Source organism: Bradyrhizobium sp. UNPA324 (assembly GCF_006658635.1).
GTDB classification, from domain to species: Bacteria; Pseudomonadota; Alphaproteobacteria; order Rhizobiales; family Xanthobacteraceae; genus Bradyrhizobium; species Bradyrhizobium nanningense.
The window spans coordinates 1,779,772-1,797,256 of sequence record NZ_LFJD01000004.1; the positions used below are offsets into that span (position 1 = coordinate 1,779,772).

The window sequence follows — 17,485 nt, forward strand, 5'->3', positions numbered from 1 at the left end:
CTAGTGAGCGGTCAGGCCGCCGGCGGCCTCGTCGCCGTCAGGCTTCACCGTCACCTTGGTGTCCTCTTCCCAGACGATCGGCGTCGGCTTCTTCACCAATGCCTTGGCGACAACGTCGTCGAGGCGGGAGACCGGGATGATCTCCATGCCCCCCTTGATCGCATCGGAAATCTCCGTGAGATCCTTGGCGTTGTCCTCGGGGATCAGCACCATCTTGATACCGCCGCGGGCCGCAGCCAGCAGCTTCTCCTTCAGGCCGCCGATCGGCAGCACGCGCCCGCGCAGCGTGATCTCGCCGGTCATCGCGACATCGTGGCGGACCGGGATGCCGGTCATCACCGAGATGATCGCGGTGGCCATGGCGACGCCCGCCGACGGGCCGTCCTTCGGCGTCGCGCCTTCCGGCACGTGCACGTGGATGTCGCGGCGGTCGAACATCGGCGGCTCGATGCCGTAGTTGATCGCGCGCGAGCGGACGTAGGACGCCGCTGCCGAGATCGACTCCTTCATCACGTCGCGCAGATTGCCCGTGACCGTCATCTTGCCCTTGCCGGGCATCATGACGCCTTCGATCGTCAGCAACTCGCCGCCGACATCGGTCCAGGCAAGGCCGGTGACGATACCGACCTGCGGCTCGCTCTCGATCTCGCCGAAACGGTACTTCGGCACGCCGAGCAACTCTCCCAGAGTCTTCTCGGTGACCTTGACCGACTTCTTCTTTGAGATCATCAGCTCCTTCACCGCCTTGCGGGCGAGTGTGGAGAGCTCACGCTCCAAGTTACGCACGCCCGCTTCGCGGGTGTAGCGGCGGATCAACAGCAGCAGCGCGTCGTCGTCGATCGAGAACTCCTTGGAGTCCAGGCCATGCTTGGACACCGCGTTCGGGATCAGGTGCTTGCGCGCGATCTCGACCTTCTCGTTCTCGGTGTAGCCCGCGATCCGGATGATCTCCATGCGATCCATCAGCGGGCCGGGAATATTGAGCGTATTCGCGGTCGTGATGAACATCACGTTGGACAGATCGTAGTCGACCTCGAGATAGTGGTCGTTGAACGTCCCGTTCTGCTCGGGGTCGAGAACCTCGAGCAAGGCGGAGGACGGATCGCCGCGGAAATCGGCGCCCATCTTGTCGATCTCGTCCAAGAGGAACAGCGGGTTGGACGACTTCGCCTTCCGCATCGACTGGATGATCTTGCCCGGCATCGAGCCGATATAGGTGCGGCGGTGACCGCGGATCTCGGCCTCGTCGCGTACGCCGCCGAGCGAGACGCGCACGAATTCGCGCCCCGTCGCCTTCGCGATCGACTTGCCGAGCGAGGTCTTGCCGACGCCGGGGGGACCGACGAGGCACAGGATCGGGCCCGTCAGCTTGTTGGCGCGCGACTGCACCGCGAGATACTCGACGATGCGTTCCTTGACCTTCTCGAGCCCGTAGTGATCGGAATCCAGGATGGCTTGCGCCTGCTCCAGGTCCTTCTTCACCTTGGACTTCTTGTTCCACGGAATCGACAGCAGCCAATCCAGATAGTTGCGCACGACGGTCGCTTCCGCGGACATCGGCGACATCTGGCGCAGCTTCTTCAATTCATGCTGCGCCTTCTCGCGCGCTTCCTTGGAGAGCTTGGTCTTGGAGATCTTCTCTTCGAGATCGGCGAGCTCGTCGCGACCGTCGTCGTCGCCGAGTTCCTTCTGGATCGCCTTCATCTGCTCGTTGAGATAATACTCGCGCTGGGTCTTCTCCATCTGCCGTTTGACGCGAGAACGAATCCGCTTCTCGACCTGCAGCACCGAGATCTCGCTCTCCATCAGGCCCAGCACCTTCTCAAGGCGCGTGGTGACCGACAGCGTCTCCAGGATGCCCTGGCGATCGGCGATCTTGACCGCGAGATGCGAGGCGACGGTGTCGGCGAGTTTGGCGAAATCGGTGATCGCCTGCACGACGCCGACGACCTCGGCCGAGATCTTCTTGTTGAGCTTCACATAGCTCTCGAAGTCGGACACGACCGAGCGCGCCAGCGCTTCCGCCTCGACCGACTTCGCATCGGTGTCGGCGAGCGCGACGGCGGTGGCCTCGTAATAGTCGGCGCGATCGGTGTATTTCGACACGCGCGCACGCTCGAGCCCTTCGACCAGCACCTTCACCGTGCCGTCGGGAAGCTTCAAGAGCTGCAGCACGCTGGCGAGCGTACCGGTCTCGTAAATGGCATCGGCCGCCGGATCATCGTCGGACGCGTTCTTCTGCGTCGCGAGCATGATCAGCGCATCGTTCTTCATCACCTCTTCGAGCGCGCGGATCGACTTCTCGCGGCCGACAAAGAGCGGAACGATCATGTGCGGGAAGACGACGATGTCGCGCAGCGGCAGCACAGGATAGGCGTGCGTTTCGCCATGGACGATGGTTGGCCGGGGTTTTGTATTAGTCATGGCCTTTTCCTTTTGCTTTGCCCCCTTGCACGCAGCCCGCCATGCTTATGCGCAACCGCCACAAGGTGCCGAGGTGATCCGCAAGGCCGGTCGGTCCTCTACGAGTTGGACCGGCTCGCCGGATCGGAACTGAGGCGAATCTGGAAGAGAATTTTTGCTCGCCGCCGACATTAGGTGGCTATCGACCCGGGGGGTGTCAAGTCATTGAAAAACGCGCGCCATCAGGCGCTTACGCATAGCGGCAAGCGACGCAACACCGGCTGCGGAGATACACTTCCGCAGCCCAACTTGAAGGTACAATCGGAGCGTTCCAGCGCCGTCGGTCAGGCGCTGGCATTCTCGACGGCACGATCGGACCGATCGGCATAGATGTAGAGCGGACGCGCCGTGCCTTCCACGACTTCGCGGGAAATCACGACTTCTTCCACACCTTCCAGGCCCGGCAGGTCGAACATGGTCTCGAGCAGGATCGCTTCGAGGATCGAACGCAGGCCGCGCGCGCCGGTCTTGCGCTCGATCGCCTTGCGGGCGACCGCGCCAAGCGCCTCGTCGGCGAACGTCAGCTCGATGTTCTCCATTTCGAACAGCCGCTGGTACTGTTTCACCAGCGCGTTCTTCGGCTCGGTGAGGATCTTCTTCAGCGAGGTCTCGTCGAGGTCCTCGAGCGTCGCCACGACCGGCAGACGGCCGACGAACTCGGGGATGAGACCGTACTTCAGGAGGTCCTCAGGCTCGACGTGGCGGAAGATCTCGCCGGTCCGGCGGTCTTCCGGCGCCATCACCTGGGCGGCGAAACCGATCGAGGTCGACCGCCCGCGCGCGGAGATGATCTTCTCCAGGCCGGCGAACGCGCCGCCGCAGATGAACAGGATGTTGGTGGTATCCACCTGCAGGAACTCCTGCTGGGGATGCTTGCGGCCGCCCTGCGGCGGGACCGAAGCCACCGTGCCCTCCATGATCTTGAGCAGCGCCTGCTGCACGCCCTCGCCCGACACATCGCGCGTGATCGAGGGATTGTCGGACTTGCGGCTGATCTTGTCGATTTCGTCGATGTAGACGATGCCGCGCTGGGCCCGCTCGACATTGTAGTCGGCGGCCTGGAGCAGCTTGAGGATGATGTTCTCGACGTCCTCACCGACATAGCCGGCCTCGGTCAGCGTCGTCGCATCCGCCATGGTGAACGGCACGTCCAGGATGCGGGCGAGCGTCTGCGCAAGCAGCGTCTTGCCCGAACCGGTCGGACCGATCAGCAGGATGTTCGACTTCGCGAGCTCGACGTCGTTGTGCTTGGTCTGGTGGTTGAGGCGCTTGTAGTGGTTGTGCACCGCAACCGACAGGACCTTCTTCGCATGGCTCTGCCCGATGACGTAGTCATCAAGCACCTTGCAGATTTCCTTCGGCGTCGGAATGCCGTCGCGCGACTTGACCAGCGAGGACTTGTTCTCCTCGCGGATAACGTCCCTGTAGAGCTCGACGCACTCGTCGCAGATAAATATCGTGGGACCTGCGACCAAATTGTGGAGTGTAGTGTTGGAGATTGAGTGAACTGCCATGGCGGTCTCAAACCATATCCAGGTGGTTGTAAACGGGAATACGATCATCTGCGGCCCCGCGCCCATTGCCTTTGGCTGAGAACAGTGAGGGTCAACCGACGCATTTCGGCGCCAACAGATCGTTGAAAATATCGATCACGGAATCGAGCGCAGTTAACACCCTCGCGCCGTCGACGCCGCCAGCAGCGGCTTGCCGCAGCATCGCGGACTGATAGAATGAGGCGAGGTAGATGCGGCAAGCCTCGTCTTTGTCGGCCGCATTGGCGGGTTTGCTGCGCACCGTCGCCAAGGCCGCGCGAGCGGCGTTGACATCCTTGTTTAAGTTGGACTCTGCGGCAGGCCCGGCATTAGTAGATGCAATGATCAGAGCCGAGGCGACGAGAACAGTGATTCTTCCCATGATCAGGCTCCAGAATGGCAGGTGTTGCGAGGGACTTACATTTCGGCCGGGCGATAACGCATCCAGGTCTTTCTTTGATCTCCGTTGCGCCGAGGCTAAGGCGATTGTCACGAGCACCTCAATTGAGCGCCGGTTGGGCTCGGGCACCCAAAAGGGCGCGGGACGACGATCCGAAGGTTTAATGCACTCGAACAAATCGTAGAGTTCGTCCGCTTCGAACCGGCCGACGCCCAACAATCCATGCGGGATTTGCTTCGCAATCAGGCTCGCACCTTCGCGCGAAACCGATTTCGGCCCGTACACGATGAGCGGGCGATCCTAGGTTCCATATTTTCGATGAGGCCGGTTGACCGAAAACTATATTTCGTCTTGAAGTTGCCCAGACCGTCGCTGGGAGCGCTGAGGCTCGCCTTGCCGCGGCGAGAGAGCGCACTCGTCGATGAGGATCGGCTCGACGGAACTTTCGGATCAGATTCGTGACGCGGATTTTCGCCTTGAGCTGCGGTCGCCGTGGTGGGTATGGCAGGCAATCCCTCATTCTTGCTAAAATGAAGAAGGGCCAATCATACAGCTTTCGAGGGTACTGTGGCCCCTCCGGACTACCTACGTGAGCACGGCGCGCCGACACGCTCTCGGACCTCGCGCACCACTCGGTAATCGCCAGTCCGGCGCACTCATCGCCGACCTTCTCCTTACGCAAAGACGGCCGTATCTGCTCCGAGCGCGTTGAGGGTCAGCTCGCGATCACCACCAGCGAAGGAGCCACAGCAAGCGCCGTCGCCGGGCTACGGATTGCCGCGTCGGGCGAAATCAGCGTGCGGGCAGAACTGGAGACTGGGCAGCTCGTGCGGGTGCTGCCTAAATGGGATTTCGGCTCGATAGAACTGAATGCGCTTTTCGTGAGGGGTTTGCCGATTTCCTCGTCAAGGAGCTCCGCCCACCTCGCTGCGCACTAGCCCGGCTCTCAGAGCCTCCAGAAAGCGTGTCCGTGCGTCCAAACCGATAGACTGAGCCGTTCCAACGTGTGCATGCAAGTGGCATCCATATGCCGTCATTTCGGCGGCCCCCCGTCACGGCGTCAAGTGCATAGACAGGAGCAAGTTATCGGAGACCCATGGAGCTTCATCAAGTTCGCTATTTCCTTGCGGTCGCGTCCACGCTTAACTTCACCCGCGCGGCCGAGCAGTGCAATGTAACACAGCCCGCTTTGACCAAGGGGATCCAGAAGCTGGAGCAGGCACTTGGGGGCCCGTTAATTTATCGTGAGCGCCAGCTGACCCAACTCACCGACCTCGGGAAGGAGGTTCTTCCGATACTGGCGCGCACGCTGGCCTCGGCAGAAACAGCACGTCGCAGAGCTAAAGAATTTCAACGCAAGGAGATCGCGCCACTCAAGATCGGCCTCGCCCCTTCTATCTCGGCTTCGCTCATTGTCGATCTGATCACTGAGATTGCAAAGTTCGTCGCAGGACTTAATGTCGAGCTGCGCGAGGACACGGCGGAGAAGCTCATCGACCTGCTGCTTGAGGGGGAGATCAGCGCCGCAATCGTCGGGGACGTGCAGGACATACCCGCCCGCATCGACGACTGGTTGCTCTTTGAAGAGCGCTACGTCGCGGTTCTAGCGCCGACACACCAGCTCGCAAATCGCCCCTCGATCGGAATTGACGACCTCCGCGAGACCGTCTTGCTGGAGCGCGTCGGATGCGACGTCGCTCCAAAGATTCAACGGTCGTATTTCCCCAAGGAACCGCCGCATCTGGGCCACGGCAGCGGTCACGACTTGCACCTCCAGTACCTGGCCGCCGCTGGCTTCGGCGTGGTACTCGCGCCCGAGCACATGCCATGCCTTCCGACGCTCAAGACTATTCCGCTCGAAGGTGACCCGATTTCGCGGGAGGTGCGGCTGCTGGCCGTGCAGGGGCGCCGCTACTCGCCGGCGCTGGACGCTTTTATCAAAGTCGCGCGGTTTCGAGACTGGTCGATCGAAGCCCCCCAGAAGCAAATGCCGCACGAAAGGCTCCCGGAGATGGCGAGCGCGCCCGCGCCGGAGAGCACGCAGAGGGCGAGCGGCCTCCAGCGCATCGATCTCACCGCCCGAGGGCTTACGCGGTGCAAACGAGCTAAGACGCTCGCCTGAATCCGCACCGAGCCTCGACTGGATGCGCGATGCAGCCGTGGCGTCAACTCGTTGAAGGGCGGGATTCCGCAGAATTCGTTCTACGAGATGCCGGAGCCAGCTCCACGAGCAGCGCGCCGCCTGAGATGTCGACGCTTAGCCCGCGCCCCGACCCGAGAGGGCACTGAGTTGATCGAGCTCGGGTGTCATCACAAGGCCGCAATGAGCTCGCCGGCGGCGGCGCCAACGCTCGCGCGGACGAAATTCTCACGCGGCATCGGATTGCTCGATCGCATCCTCAGTTGGAACAGCCCTTGCGGACCGTGCGCTCTGCGCTTTGGAGCGGTATTCTGAAGGGTCGCTGCCGTAGTACCGACGAAAACTGCGCGTAAAGCTGCTCCGGCTCTGGTAGCCGACGTTTAGGGCGACTTGGTCGATCGATAGCGCGTTGGCTGAGAGCAGGTCAGCAGCGAGGCGCATCCTAAGGCGGCGCAGGAGAGACATGGGCGCCTCACCGAAGGCAGTTGAGAAGCGCGCCATGAAAGCTGAGCGGCTGAGACCGACGGCCTGGGATAGACTTTGTACGGTGTGCGGAAAGGATGGGCGCGAGGCCATCTCGGCGAAAGCTCGTGCGATCGGCGGGTCGCTTAAGATCGCGAAGCGCTCGACCCACGCTTTCGTCGAGACTAGGCAACGTCGAAGCAGCGCGAGCAACACGAGCTTCAGCAGCGCCGCCGACATTGGCCCCACACCAACGTCCTGGGCCGCGAGCTCGGCTATTGCGCAGGCTATCACTTGGTCAAGTTGGTCATGTACGTCAAACGTCTCGACAATGGGCGTTGCAAGGGACGCGAACAAGTCCAGTGCTGGGCCGTAGGTGGCTCGAAAGATGCCGCACGCAAGCACCAGTGTCGGCTCGCCATCGCCGATGGTGTGCCAGTACTTCGAGCCGGGCACGAAGAGGCAGTCGCCGCCCTTGCCGACCTTCCGTAGAGCGGTCGGGCGCTCCGTGGCGACAATTGTCATTGCTCGTCCAGGCGGGACTATCACCAGTGTATGCGGCGTCAGGCGGATGGGCGTTTCACCCTCCAGGAGAATGAACCCGACGCCTCGAAGACAGTAGTGGATGGTGGTGGCATCTGCGCAGGCGACGGCCAGGTGAGCCCCCGTCGCAAGCACGCATTGCGATAGTCTGACGAAGGTGACGTCCAACGTGGTCATCAACTTGTCGAGGTCTTGTCGCGATATACGCCAGAATGGCTCACCTGCCACGTCCAAAACGCCTCTATGTTACTCAGGTTCATGAGCTCAGCGCGGGCGGCGAGAGGACGCATCTCGCAAGCAGCCAATCTCGCAACCGAGCGAAGGGTCCTTCCGCGCCTTAACTTGATCTGGGATTTTGATTGGTTCGGTCTTCGGTTGCCTCCGACTAAACACGCAGGACAAATAGCCACTTGCGGCTGACCCAGTAGGGGTGACAGCCGAATTAGATATATTCAGCTGTAACATGAATGAGCCCTGAGCGTCTCAACGACTTGGGAACTTTATGAATTCGCGGGAACGCACGCCGACGCGCGTCAGGAAGCCCCGAGCCGCCATCGCAACAGCTGGCTTCGTCACGGACCGATCGTACGCACGGATGTCGGACCCGCAGGTCGTGATGTGACCGCGGACTGCTCGCCTCCCTAGCAACTCGTATGCGACGAATCGTGAGGCGGGCAGGATGGGCACGTTCCAGATCAAAAGCCGCGCGCAGGTGAGTATTACCTCGATTCAAGCCGCGCACTTGTCGCGATCTCGTCGTTTCGGTCGCGATCGTCACGCCGAAGTCAATCGGGCCGATTTGGTGCTTCCCTACTTGTTTCCCCGCGAAGCGCAGGAGCGGGATCCAGACTCGAGCTGGAAGGAGTGCTCGCGCATGACGTTTCGAAGCAACCCAACGGGAAAGAGTGGTCGCGAGTTGCCCTTTTTGTGTCGTCCTACGCCACGCCCAGGCCTCTTGGACGATATCTCACGACTATCGAATGCATGTCCAAAAGGAATTTCTCATTTTGTCCCCTGTATCCGATCTTTCGGTGTGGCGGCGGTCGAGCGCACGCGGCCGTCCCGTTAAGGACTGAAACTAACGCGCGATTCGCCGTGACGCGCGCGGCCAGCGAAGGATGCGCGATGAAAGTACCAATGTAGGGCCCGGCTGTAGCCGTGCGGATCTGGTCTGCTCGGCGCCACTCGCCTCGACTCGGAGACGATCTCAACGATTTCACGCAGCCGCGCCACCTCTGATCCCGATAAAAAAAAGGATGTTCGTAATGAACAGCGCAGGAACACTTCGTGCGATTCTCGCGGCGCTCTTGTTTGCGGGAGCCGCCGCCAATCCAGGCCACGCGCAGGACGCCGCGCACGGAAAGACCATCTTCCAAACTTGCGCAACGTGCCACGCTACGGATCAGGCCAATCGTGTGGGGCCTGGCCTGGGAGGAATCGTCGGCCGAAAGGCGGGTACGGCTCCCGGGTTCCCCTACAGTGACGCGATGAAGAAGTCCGATATTGTCTGGGATACGAAGATCCTCGATGCGTATTTGGAATCGCCCCAGAAGGTAGTTCCCGGAAACAAGATGCCCTACGCAGGGCTGAAGAACCCGACGGACCGGGCTGACCTCGATGCCTATCTTGCGACGTTGAAGTAGCGGATCATTGGGCGAGACTTTGGCAGGGCACGGCCCAGTTAACGTCTAAGCATCTTTTACTGCCGCCTCGTCTGCGCAGGCATCCGAATTGCCTGATCGCGTGTCTGATGAGCGAACGTGGGAAGGGAGCCGCGCAGCCGCCGACATGATCTGGGACGACTGACAGTAGCCGCACTGTGCCACCTCCAGCTCCAGCCATGCCTTCTGTAAGGCTGCACCCTGCGGCGCCTGGCCGATCGCCTCGATCGTGGTGACCGCGCTATCGCCAATGCTGTCGACCAGTGTTTGGCAGGAGCGGACCGGCTTGCCGTCGACATGCACGGTGCAGGCGCCGCACAGCGCCTGGCCGCAGCCGAACTTGGTCCCGGTCATACCGAGCAATCGCGGAGCACCCACAGCAGTGGGGTGTCGCCGTCGACATCGACCTCATGGGGTTTGCCGTTGATCTTTAACGTGAAAACCATGGATGCCTCGTGGTGGCTAGGGCTGATTAGACGGAGGCGGGCGACCCGGACCGCGCCGACCGACTGCATGCATCAAGGGGCACGGGTCCCTACGGACGAACGCGGATGATAGTCTTCCCCTTGCGTCGCTCGGTCCGGTTGAAAGAAGCGACGGCATCGTCGAGGGTCGCGATGTTGCCAATGTTCGTCCGCAGTCGGCCGTCCCGTACTCGCTGGACGATCTCACGCAGTTGGGCACGATCGGACTCGACGACGAAATCGACTGCCAAGCCGTTGGCGGGCCGTTCCTCGCTTGGCCCGACGATTGAAACAAGGGTTCCTCCGGCTCGAACCAGCCGCGCCGACCGCTTTCCGATGTTGCCGCCGAAGACATCGAAAACCAGATCGATTTGGCCGACGTCTTCCAAAACATCGTTCTCGAGGTCGACGAACTCCTGAGCGCCGAAGTCGAGCACCTTCTGACGGTCGGCAGCGCGTCCGGTGCCGATGACGTAGGCGCCGGCCTCTCGCGCGAGCTGGGTCACCATCGAACCGACCACGCCAGCCGCGCCGTGCGCCAGGACGCTCTGCCCCGCCTGAAGGCGGCCGTGCTCGAACAGTCCCTGCCAAGCAGTCAGGCCCGGCATCGGCAGGCTCGCGCCCACTGTGAAATCGACATCGCCCGGCAGCGGTGCGAGATTGCGTGCCTCCACTGCCACATACTCAGCCAGTGTGCCGTCGCGATACCAGTCCGTGAGGCCGAACACGCGCTGTCCCACCGACAGCCCCGTCGTGCCATAGCCGAGCGCTGTGACCACTCCGGCCAACTCGTGCCCAGGGATCGACGGTGTTCGGTCACGATCGAGGCGATCGGTCCAGGTCGGAGGCCACGTCAGCTCATCCCACGTGAACCCCGACGCATGAACCTGAACGACGACGTCGTTTATCGCTGCCTGCGGCTCGGGCTGCTCCACGAGCTTCATCCCGGCCGTGCCCGCAGCCCGGTCCGTCACAATGATCGCCTTCATGGGAATTATCTCCTCGGTCATTTGCCTCTTCGGCGGTGGCCGTTCTGGCTTCATCTCGATCGGCGTGACCGCAACTCACTCCGCCGCGGCCGCCATCGCTTGAGTCGGCTTGCCCTCATCCTTTCCTTCCGCGAGATTTCGCACGACCATGTAGAAGATCGGCGTGAAGATCAGGCCGAACAGCGTAACTCCGAGCATGCCGAAGAATACGGCGACGCCGACGGCCTGGCGCATCTCCGATCCGGGACCGGTGGAGACGACGAGCGGCAGCACGCCGAGGATGAAGGCAAACGAGGTCATTAGGATCGGCCGCAGTCGCAACCGGCAGGCCTCGATCACCGCCTCCACGCGCGGTTTGCCCTCAAGCTCGATGTCCCGCGCGAACTCGACGATCAGGATCGCGTTTTTGGCTGCAAGTCCCACCAGCACCACGAAGCCGATCTGGGTCAGGATGTTAATGTCCTCGCCCATGATGCGCACGCCGATGGTGGCCGCGAAAAGGCACATCGGCACGATCAGGATCACCGCGAGCGGCAGGGTCCAGCTACCATACTGTGCCGCGAGGACCAGATAGACGAACAGCACGCAGATCGGGAACACATACAGTCCAGCATTGCCACCCGTCACCTGTTGATAGGACAGATCGGTCCATTCGAAAGAAAACCCGCTCGGCAATGTCTTGTCGGCCAATTGCTTGATGGTGTTGAGCGCTGTCTTCGAGCTCACGCCGGCGCCCGGCTCGCCCTGCAGCTCGGATGCCGAGTAGAGATTGTAGCGCGCGACACGATCGGGCCCAGAGATATCCTTGAAGTCCACTACGCTCCCCAGCATGACCATGTCACCGGCCGCGTTGCGGGTACGCAGCCGCGCCAAATCAGACGCCTCTCTTCGGAATGGCAGATCGGCCTGCGCGGTGACATGATAGGTGCGCCCAAACAGGTTGAAATCGTTGACATAGGTCGAACCGAAGTAGGTTTGGATCGTATCGTTAATGCTGGCGATGGGAACACCAAGCTTCTGCGCCCTCACACGATCGATGTCGACGAATAGCTGCGGCGTATTCGCCGTGAACGGCGAGAACACCGACGTTAGGTTTGGCGACTTCCGCGCGGCGGCCACGAGCTCGTCCGTGGCAGCTCCGAGCAGCTCGGGACCGCGCCCCTGGCGATCCTGGATGCGGATGGCGAAGCCGCCGCCGGTGCCGATGCCTGGCACGGCAGGCGGTGGAATGACGATGATGAAGGCGCCCTCGATCGCCGACAGCCGCTTTCGCAGATCCGCAGTGATCACGCTGGCAGTCAAGCCCTTCCTAACTCGCGCCTCGGGGTCGTCGAAGACGGGGAAGAGTGCCGCGGCGTTGCTCGCCTGCGTGCGGGTCGCGCCGGAGAAGCCAGCAAACGCCGCGACACGGATGATCCCTGGTGTATCCAGCGCAATTCGCTCGATTTCCCGCACTACCGCGGTGGTCCGCACCAGCGACGCGGCGCCCGGCAATTGCACCGATATGATCAGGTAACCACGATCCTGCGCCGGGATGAAGCCTTGAGACGTGGTGGAGAGCAGCCAGCCAGCACCGCCGATCAGCGCGAGGTAAATTGCCAGCATCACCGCCGTGTGTCGGATCACAAACGTGGCGGCGGCCGCGTAGCCATCCGCTAGGCGATCGAAGATGCAATTGAAAAGCGCGGTGAAGCCATCCCAACCACGTGCAACGATGTTCCAGCGCGCGGTTGGACGTTTCTGCTCATGCGGAGTAAGAATCCGGGAGGCCAGTGCTGGCGACAGCGTTAGCGAACAGAAGCAAGAAATCGCGGTCGCAACCGCGATCGTGACGGCGAATTGCTGGAAGAATCGCCCGGAAATGCCGCCCAGGAACGCGGTCGGCACAAACACCGCGCAGAGCACTAGGGCGATCGAGACCAGCGCGCCGCCAACCTCCTCCATCGTCTTGAGAGCCGCCTCGCGCCGGCTCATATCTGCCTGGAGATGTCGCTCGACATTCTCCACAACCACGATGGCGTCGTCTACCACGATGCCGACCGCAAGTACGAGGCCGAACAGCGTAAGGTTATTGATGCCGAAGCCGAGCACAGCCATCGCTGCAAATGTGCCGACCAGCGACACCGGGATCGCGACAATTGGGATGATCGCAGGCCGCCAACCTTGAAGGAACGCCAGTACCACGATGACGACGAGCGCCATCGCCTCGTAAATCGTCTTGATCAGCTCATGAACCGACTGGGCGATGAATTCGGTCGGATTGTAGCCGATGTTGTAATCGAGCCCTTTTGGGAAGCTCGCCTTGAGCTTCACCATCGTCTCGGAAATATGCTTCGCGGTGGCCAGCGCATTCGATCCGGGCCGCTGCGTCACCACCATTGCAACGGCTGACTTTCGTAGTATGAAGCTGTTGGTAGTGTAGGCGAGCGCGCCAAGCTCGATCCGCGCAACGTCGCGCAGCCGTACGGTACGGCCGTCGGAACCAGCCTTCACCACTATGTCGTCGAATTGCCTGATATCCTTGAGACGCCCAGTGAAGACTAGGTTCGGCTGGAATGCGCGATCGGCGATCGGCGGCTCCGCGATCTGCCCGCCGGCGATCTGCAGGTTCTGAGCGCGGGCCGCGGCAATGACGTCGCTCGATGTCATGCCAAGACTGGCAATCTTGTCGGGGTCGAGCCATAGTCGCATCGAGTAGTCGCGCGCACCAAACATCTGGATGTCGCCGATGCCGTCGAGTCGCAGCAGCTGATCGCGCACTTGCAACAGCGTGTAATTTGAGATGTAGAGCTGGTCGAAGCTATCGTCGGGCGACAGCATGAACACGACCATCAGGATGTCGGGTGAGTTCTTGCGAGTGACTACTCCGTTGCGCTGCACCTCCTCCGGCAACCGCGGCTGCGCGATTGCGACGCGGTTCTGCACCAGGACTTGGGCCTTATCGAGATCTGTGCCAAGCTTGAAAGTCACAGTTATCGTGAGCTGGCCGTTGGAGGTCGCCTGGCTGTACAAGTACAGCATGTCCTCGACCCCATTGATCTCCTGCTCGATGGGAGCTGCGACCGTGTCGGACACAGTCTGTGCCGAGGCGCCAGGGTATTGCGTGGTGACCGTAACCGTAGGCGGCACTACCTGCGGATATTCAGAGACGGGCAGCGTCTGGTACGCGATCGCGCCCACAATCAATAGCACGATCGACAGCACCATCGCCAGAATGGGCTGATTTACGGAAAGACGACCGAGATTCATGACTTACTGCCGCTGATCTCGACGCTGCGCGGGCTCACCTTAGCGCCAACGCGTGCTCGCTGTAGGCCGTCGATGATGACACGATCCTCCGGCTTCAGGCCTGTACGAACAACGCGCAGCCCCTGATCCAACGGACCGAGTTCGACCGCACGCGCTTCCACAGTGTTGTCATCCTTGACCACGAACACGATCTTGCGTGACTGATCGATCGCGATCGCACTATCTGGCAAAAGAAGCGCCTCATAGGGCGAAGAGCCAATCAGCCGGACTCGGCCGAACTGGCCGGGTAGGATGGATAGATCGTGGTTTGGGATGATCGCGCGGCTGCGCAGCGTGCCGGTGGAGACATCGAGCCGGTTGTCGATAAAATCCATATGGCCTTCATGCGATGGTTTGGCTTCGCCGGTCAGCGCCACCTGCACTGGATTAGGCGTATCGCGTGAACTCGGCCGCTTACCCTCGAACCACAGTTTGTTGTTCTTAAGATAAGTCGTCTCGTCGGCGTCGAAATATATGTACACCGGGTCCATTGACACGATCGTGGTAAGTAGCGTCGAGCCGCCATTATCGCTCCCCTGCACGAGGTTGCCGACGCTCACGAGATGGCGGCTGACGCGGCCGTTTATCGGTGCCACCACATGCGTGAATTCGACATTAAGCTGGGCGGCCTTTAGCGCGCCTTCGGCGATAGTCTCAGCGGCGTGAGCGGCCTCCAAGGCCTCGCGACGCTGGTCGACGACTTGCTCGGAGACAGCACTGGTCTTTACGAGTGTGAGCCCGCGCTCAAGCTCGCGCTTGGCCAGCTCTGTCTTGGCGCGCGCATCGGCAAGCTGACCGTCCGCTTGAGTCGCCACGGCCTCGAACGGGCGCGGGTCAATAATGTAGAGCAGATCGCCGGCGTGCACCATGTCGCCGTCTTTGAACTCGACACTGGTGACAAAGCCGCCGACGCGGGCACGGACTTGCACCTCCTGGATCGCTTCGAACCGGCCGGTGAACTCGTCCCAGTCGGTGACGGTGCGTTTGACCGGTTGCGCCACCGTAACGGACGGCGGAGGCGCAGTCACCTGCGATTGCGCCTTCTCGTTGCAGCCCGCGAGCGCAAGCGCAAATAGCATGCAGATCGATGCGCCCACGCATCGGCGAAAGCGACGAAACGGACGTCGGATGAACTGGCTCGCCAAAGCCATTCTGTCAGCTGCGCTCACTTCCGGCTCTCCCAAACGAGCTAGAACGCTGCATTGACTGAGACAGGTATCTTGCGGCCTTGCGAAGTTTGCGGTCATGTTCGATCGACACAAAGGCAATTACCGCACGAACGGCAGCAATGTCTTGGAAGTAGATAACTTGGCTGACGGCACCGCCAAGAGACGCGACAGCCTGAATTGCGCCGCTGCATTGCATGTCGACTCTCCGATAGCATCGTGTTCCGCGTGTCGGTTCAGCGTTGAAAGTTACGACACGAAGATGCTTTAGAGAGTGCCCCTGCAGCACGACGAAGGGAAATTACAATTCGACATGGACTTGATAAACGACGGTTATTGGTGCTCTCCGATTAGCAGGATTATGTAGTCGGAATGCACGACCACATCGCACACTGAGCCCGGCACTTTGTTTCAGCAGAGACTCTTGAGCCGGGTTGAGGGTATGAACGGCGTCATGACACGCAGACCGTTGCCGCGACTTAGGTCCCGAGCTAGAAGAGACGCTCATCAGTAACCTCCGCGAGCGACACGCACTACGAACAGTAAAGGTGAGCCATTCATGATGCGCATGGATAACTCAAATACATATTAGCCGGCTATCGGCTCATCAGCAAACTTGGCATCTTGTGTGCTAAGATCCGCCGTTCGATCAGGACACTACTTGCCTTCGGCGGAAGCTTCGACTGACGCTAAATTCCGCTCCTGCTATGGACGCCGGTCGAACATCCAAAAGCACAATGAAGACGGTGATTGATCGAAATAGACACTCCGCCCAGCAATGAACGATTGACCGGAACACCGATGCGCACGCAGACAATACTCGAAGGCCCGCCTATCTCGGAAGTCGTCTCGTACCCGGTTTCTTAACCGTGACTTTGTAGGTTTGATGATGGACGCAATTGTTCACGGGCAAAATCGCAGTAAGCGTCTCGAGAAGCGCGATGGCTACGTCGCTCTTGCGCCGGCGGCGGCGGCAATTTGTTATCCATTTCTGCTCAATGCTTTCCATGCTATCGTCGGCACGCAAGCCGCAAGCCTGCCACCCGTCGCAATCGCCTGCGCGACCTGTGTTTTGGTCGTTGCATTCGTGGTGCCGTTCCTCGGGATCGCTCTAGCTTGTCGACCAACGTCCGATCCCGGTTCAAGGCGCCTCGCCTATGCGAGCGTTGTGTCGCCGACGCTCTATGTTTTTCTCGGCGTTGTGCAAGCCCTAATCAAGAGCCCTATTCCCGATGAGGTCATCTGGTGCGCGATATGGATCGCAATCGCGAAATGGTCGCGGTCTGCACGAGGTCCGGTCGAATCAGCTGACCCTGTTGTCGGAGGTTGGCGGGTTATCCATGGAGCAACGGCCGTGGTCCTGAGCCTATATGTGGTGTTTCATCTAGCGAACCATCTGTTCGGCTTGATAGGTCCTGATGCGCACGCCGCAGTGATGAAGATCGGACGCGTGGTTTATCGCTCTGCCGTAGGTGAACCCTTGTTGGTTGCAACCATGCTTTTCCAGATAGGGACCGGCCTCCTTCTGACGTGGCGGTGGAGCGCCTCGGCGCATGACTTCCAGAGGACCTATCAGGTCGCTTCGGGCGCCTATCTCTCAGTCTTCATTCTCGGCCACATGAATTCGGTCTTCGTCTACGCACGAAGTTTTCTCGGCATACCCACGGATTGGAACTTCGCGATCGGAGCTCCGACTGGGCTCATTCATGACGCTTGGAACATCCGTCTGCTCCCTCACTACGCGCTCGGCGTCTTCTTTGTCTTGAGCCACCTCGCTTCAGGATTAAGGGTGGTGCTGATCGCACACGGTGTCGATCAACGTACTGCCGGTCGACTTTGGGGTGTCTGCATCGCTATAAGCGCCGTCGTAGCATCAGCGATAATCGCCGGAATGTCTGGAATCAGAATCGGTGCATTCGCTTCGTGAGTTTCGACCACAAAATCGCCTGGCATACACCTTTTTCAGCGAGGCCCGTGGAAACCATACGTCTCATCTTGTGGCGCTGCCAAGCTATGACTACGATCCGGCGATCGCCGATGGGACCTGACGGAGAAGTCCCGACCCGCCTCCGTTTACGCTCCATCGCCCAGGTCATCGGCGCTTGCGGTGCTGCAGCTACCCTATAACCAATCTAAGGCGTGCTATCGCATTCTCCTACTGCCGCGACTACCCGCTTCGGAGGATGGTGAAGAACAGCGGTCGGTGGCATTTTCATTAACTGTCGGAAGGCAAACGAGAACGCGGCAACGCTGCTGACACCGACATCTGGCGCGACGCGCGAGATTGAACGCCCGACCGAGAGTTGATCGATCGCAAAAGCTATTCTTGCTCTTCGGACTAGCTAGGCCGAGATCATAGCACGATCTTTTTGTTTGG

At 60.7% G+C, this 17,485-nt stretch carries 10 protein-coding genes and 1 pseudogene; 3 read left to right on the forward strand and 8 right to left on the reverse strand.

All coding sequences use genetic code 11. The features are described 5' to 3' along the window. The 3 genes from lon to UNPA324_RS08840 form a co-directional block, all read right to left on the reverse strand. On the reverse strand, window positions 1–2,424 hold the full coding sequence (gene lon, locus UNPA324_RS08830; RefSeq protein ID WP_141934433.1) for an endopeptidase La: 2,424 nt from the start codon (window positions 2,422–2,424) through the stop codon (window positions 1–3). Window positions 2,425–2,747: 323 nt separating this feature from the next. Further along, entirely contained in the window at window positions 2,748–3,977 is a 1,230-nt protein-coding gene (gene clpX / locus UNPA324_RS08835; RefSeq protein ID WP_141934434.1) for an ATP-dependent Clp protease ATP-binding subunit ClpX, read from the reverse strand. Between the two features lie 91 nt (window positions 3,978–4,068). Then, a complete protein-coding gene (locus tag UNPA324_RS08840) occupies window positions 4,069–4,680 on the reverse strand; it encodes a hypothetical protein (RefSeq protein WP_141934435.1) in 612 nt (203 codons plus the stop codon). An 811-nt stretch (window positions 4,681–5,491) separates the two neighbouring features. Between UNPA324_RS08840 and UNPA324_RS08850 the strand changes: the two genes are divergently transcribed. Then, window positions 5,492–6,517, forward strand: a complete 1,026-nt coding sequence (locus UNPA324_RS08850) for a LysR family transcriptional regulator (RefSeq protein ID WP_141934436.1) — start codon at window positions 5,492–5,494, stop codon at window positions 6,515–6,517. Between the two features lie 246 nt (window positions 6,518–6,763). On the opposite strand, the gene UNPA324_RS08855 is transcribed toward UNPA324_RS08850, so the two are convergent. Then, window positions 6,764–7,717, reverse strand: a complete 954-nt coding sequence (locus UNPA324_RS08855) for an AraC family transcriptional regulator (protein WP_210246756.1) — start codon at window positions 7,715–7,717, stop codon at window positions 6,764–6,766. A gap of 1,088 nt (window positions 7,718–8,805) precedes the next feature. On the opposite strand from UNPA324_RS08855, the gene UNPA324_RS08860 reads away from it, so the two are divergent. Beyond that, window positions 8,806–9,183 (forward strand): c-type cytochrome, encoded by a 378-nt coding sequence (locus UNPA324_RS08860; RefSeq protein WP_141934438.1) that lies wholly within the window; start codon window positions 8,806–8,808, stop codon window positions 9,181–9,183. 45 nt (window positions 9,184–9,228) lie between these two features. Here UNPA324_RS08860 and UNPA324_RS08865 read toward each other — a convergent pair. The 4 genes and pseudogenes from UNPA324_RS08865 to UNPA324_RS08880 all read right to left on the reverse strand — a co-directional run bounded on the left by UNPA324_RS08865 (window position 9,229) and on the right by UNPA324_RS08880 (window position 15,093). Beyond that, window positions 9,229–9,647: pseudogene (locus UNPA324_RS08865) on the reverse strand ((2Fe-2S)-binding protein). 89 nt (window positions 9,648–9,736) lie between these two features. Further along, window positions 9,737–10,654, reverse strand: coding sequence for an NADP-dependent oxidoreductase (locus UNPA324_RS08870; protein WP_141934439.1), 918 nt, complete (start codon window positions 10,652–10,654; stop codon window positions 9,737–9,739). A 75-nt stretch (window positions 10,655–10,729) separates the two neighbouring features. After that, window positions 10,730–13,903, reverse strand: a complete 3,174-nt coding sequence (locus UNPA324_RS08875; protein ID WP_141934440.1) for an efflux RND transporter permease subunit — start codon at window positions 13,901–13,903, stop codon at window positions 10,730–10,732. After that, the gene (locus tag UNPA324_RS08880; RefSeq protein WP_141938764.1) at window positions 13,900–15,093 is read right to left on the reverse strand and encodes an efflux RND transporter periplasmic adaptor subunit; all 1,194 of its coding nucleotides are present in this window, start codon (window positions 15,091–15,093) and stop codon (window positions 13,900–13,902) included. The genes UNPA324_RS08875 and UNPA324_RS08880 overlap by 4 nt, the downstream gene beginning before the upstream one ends. A 901-nt stretch (window positions 15,094–15,994) precedes the next feature. Between UNPA324_RS08880 and UNPA324_RS08885 the strand changes: the two genes are divergently transcribed. Continuing rightward, window positions 15,995–17,035 carry a hypothetical protein gene (locus UNPA324_RS08885; RefSeq protein ID WP_246667140.1) on the forward strand — a complete coding sequence of 347 codons (1,041 nt, stop codon included), beginning with the start codon at window positions 15,995–15,997 and terminating at the stop codon, window positions 17,033–17,035. Window positions 17,036–17,485 lie beyond the last annotated feature (450 nt).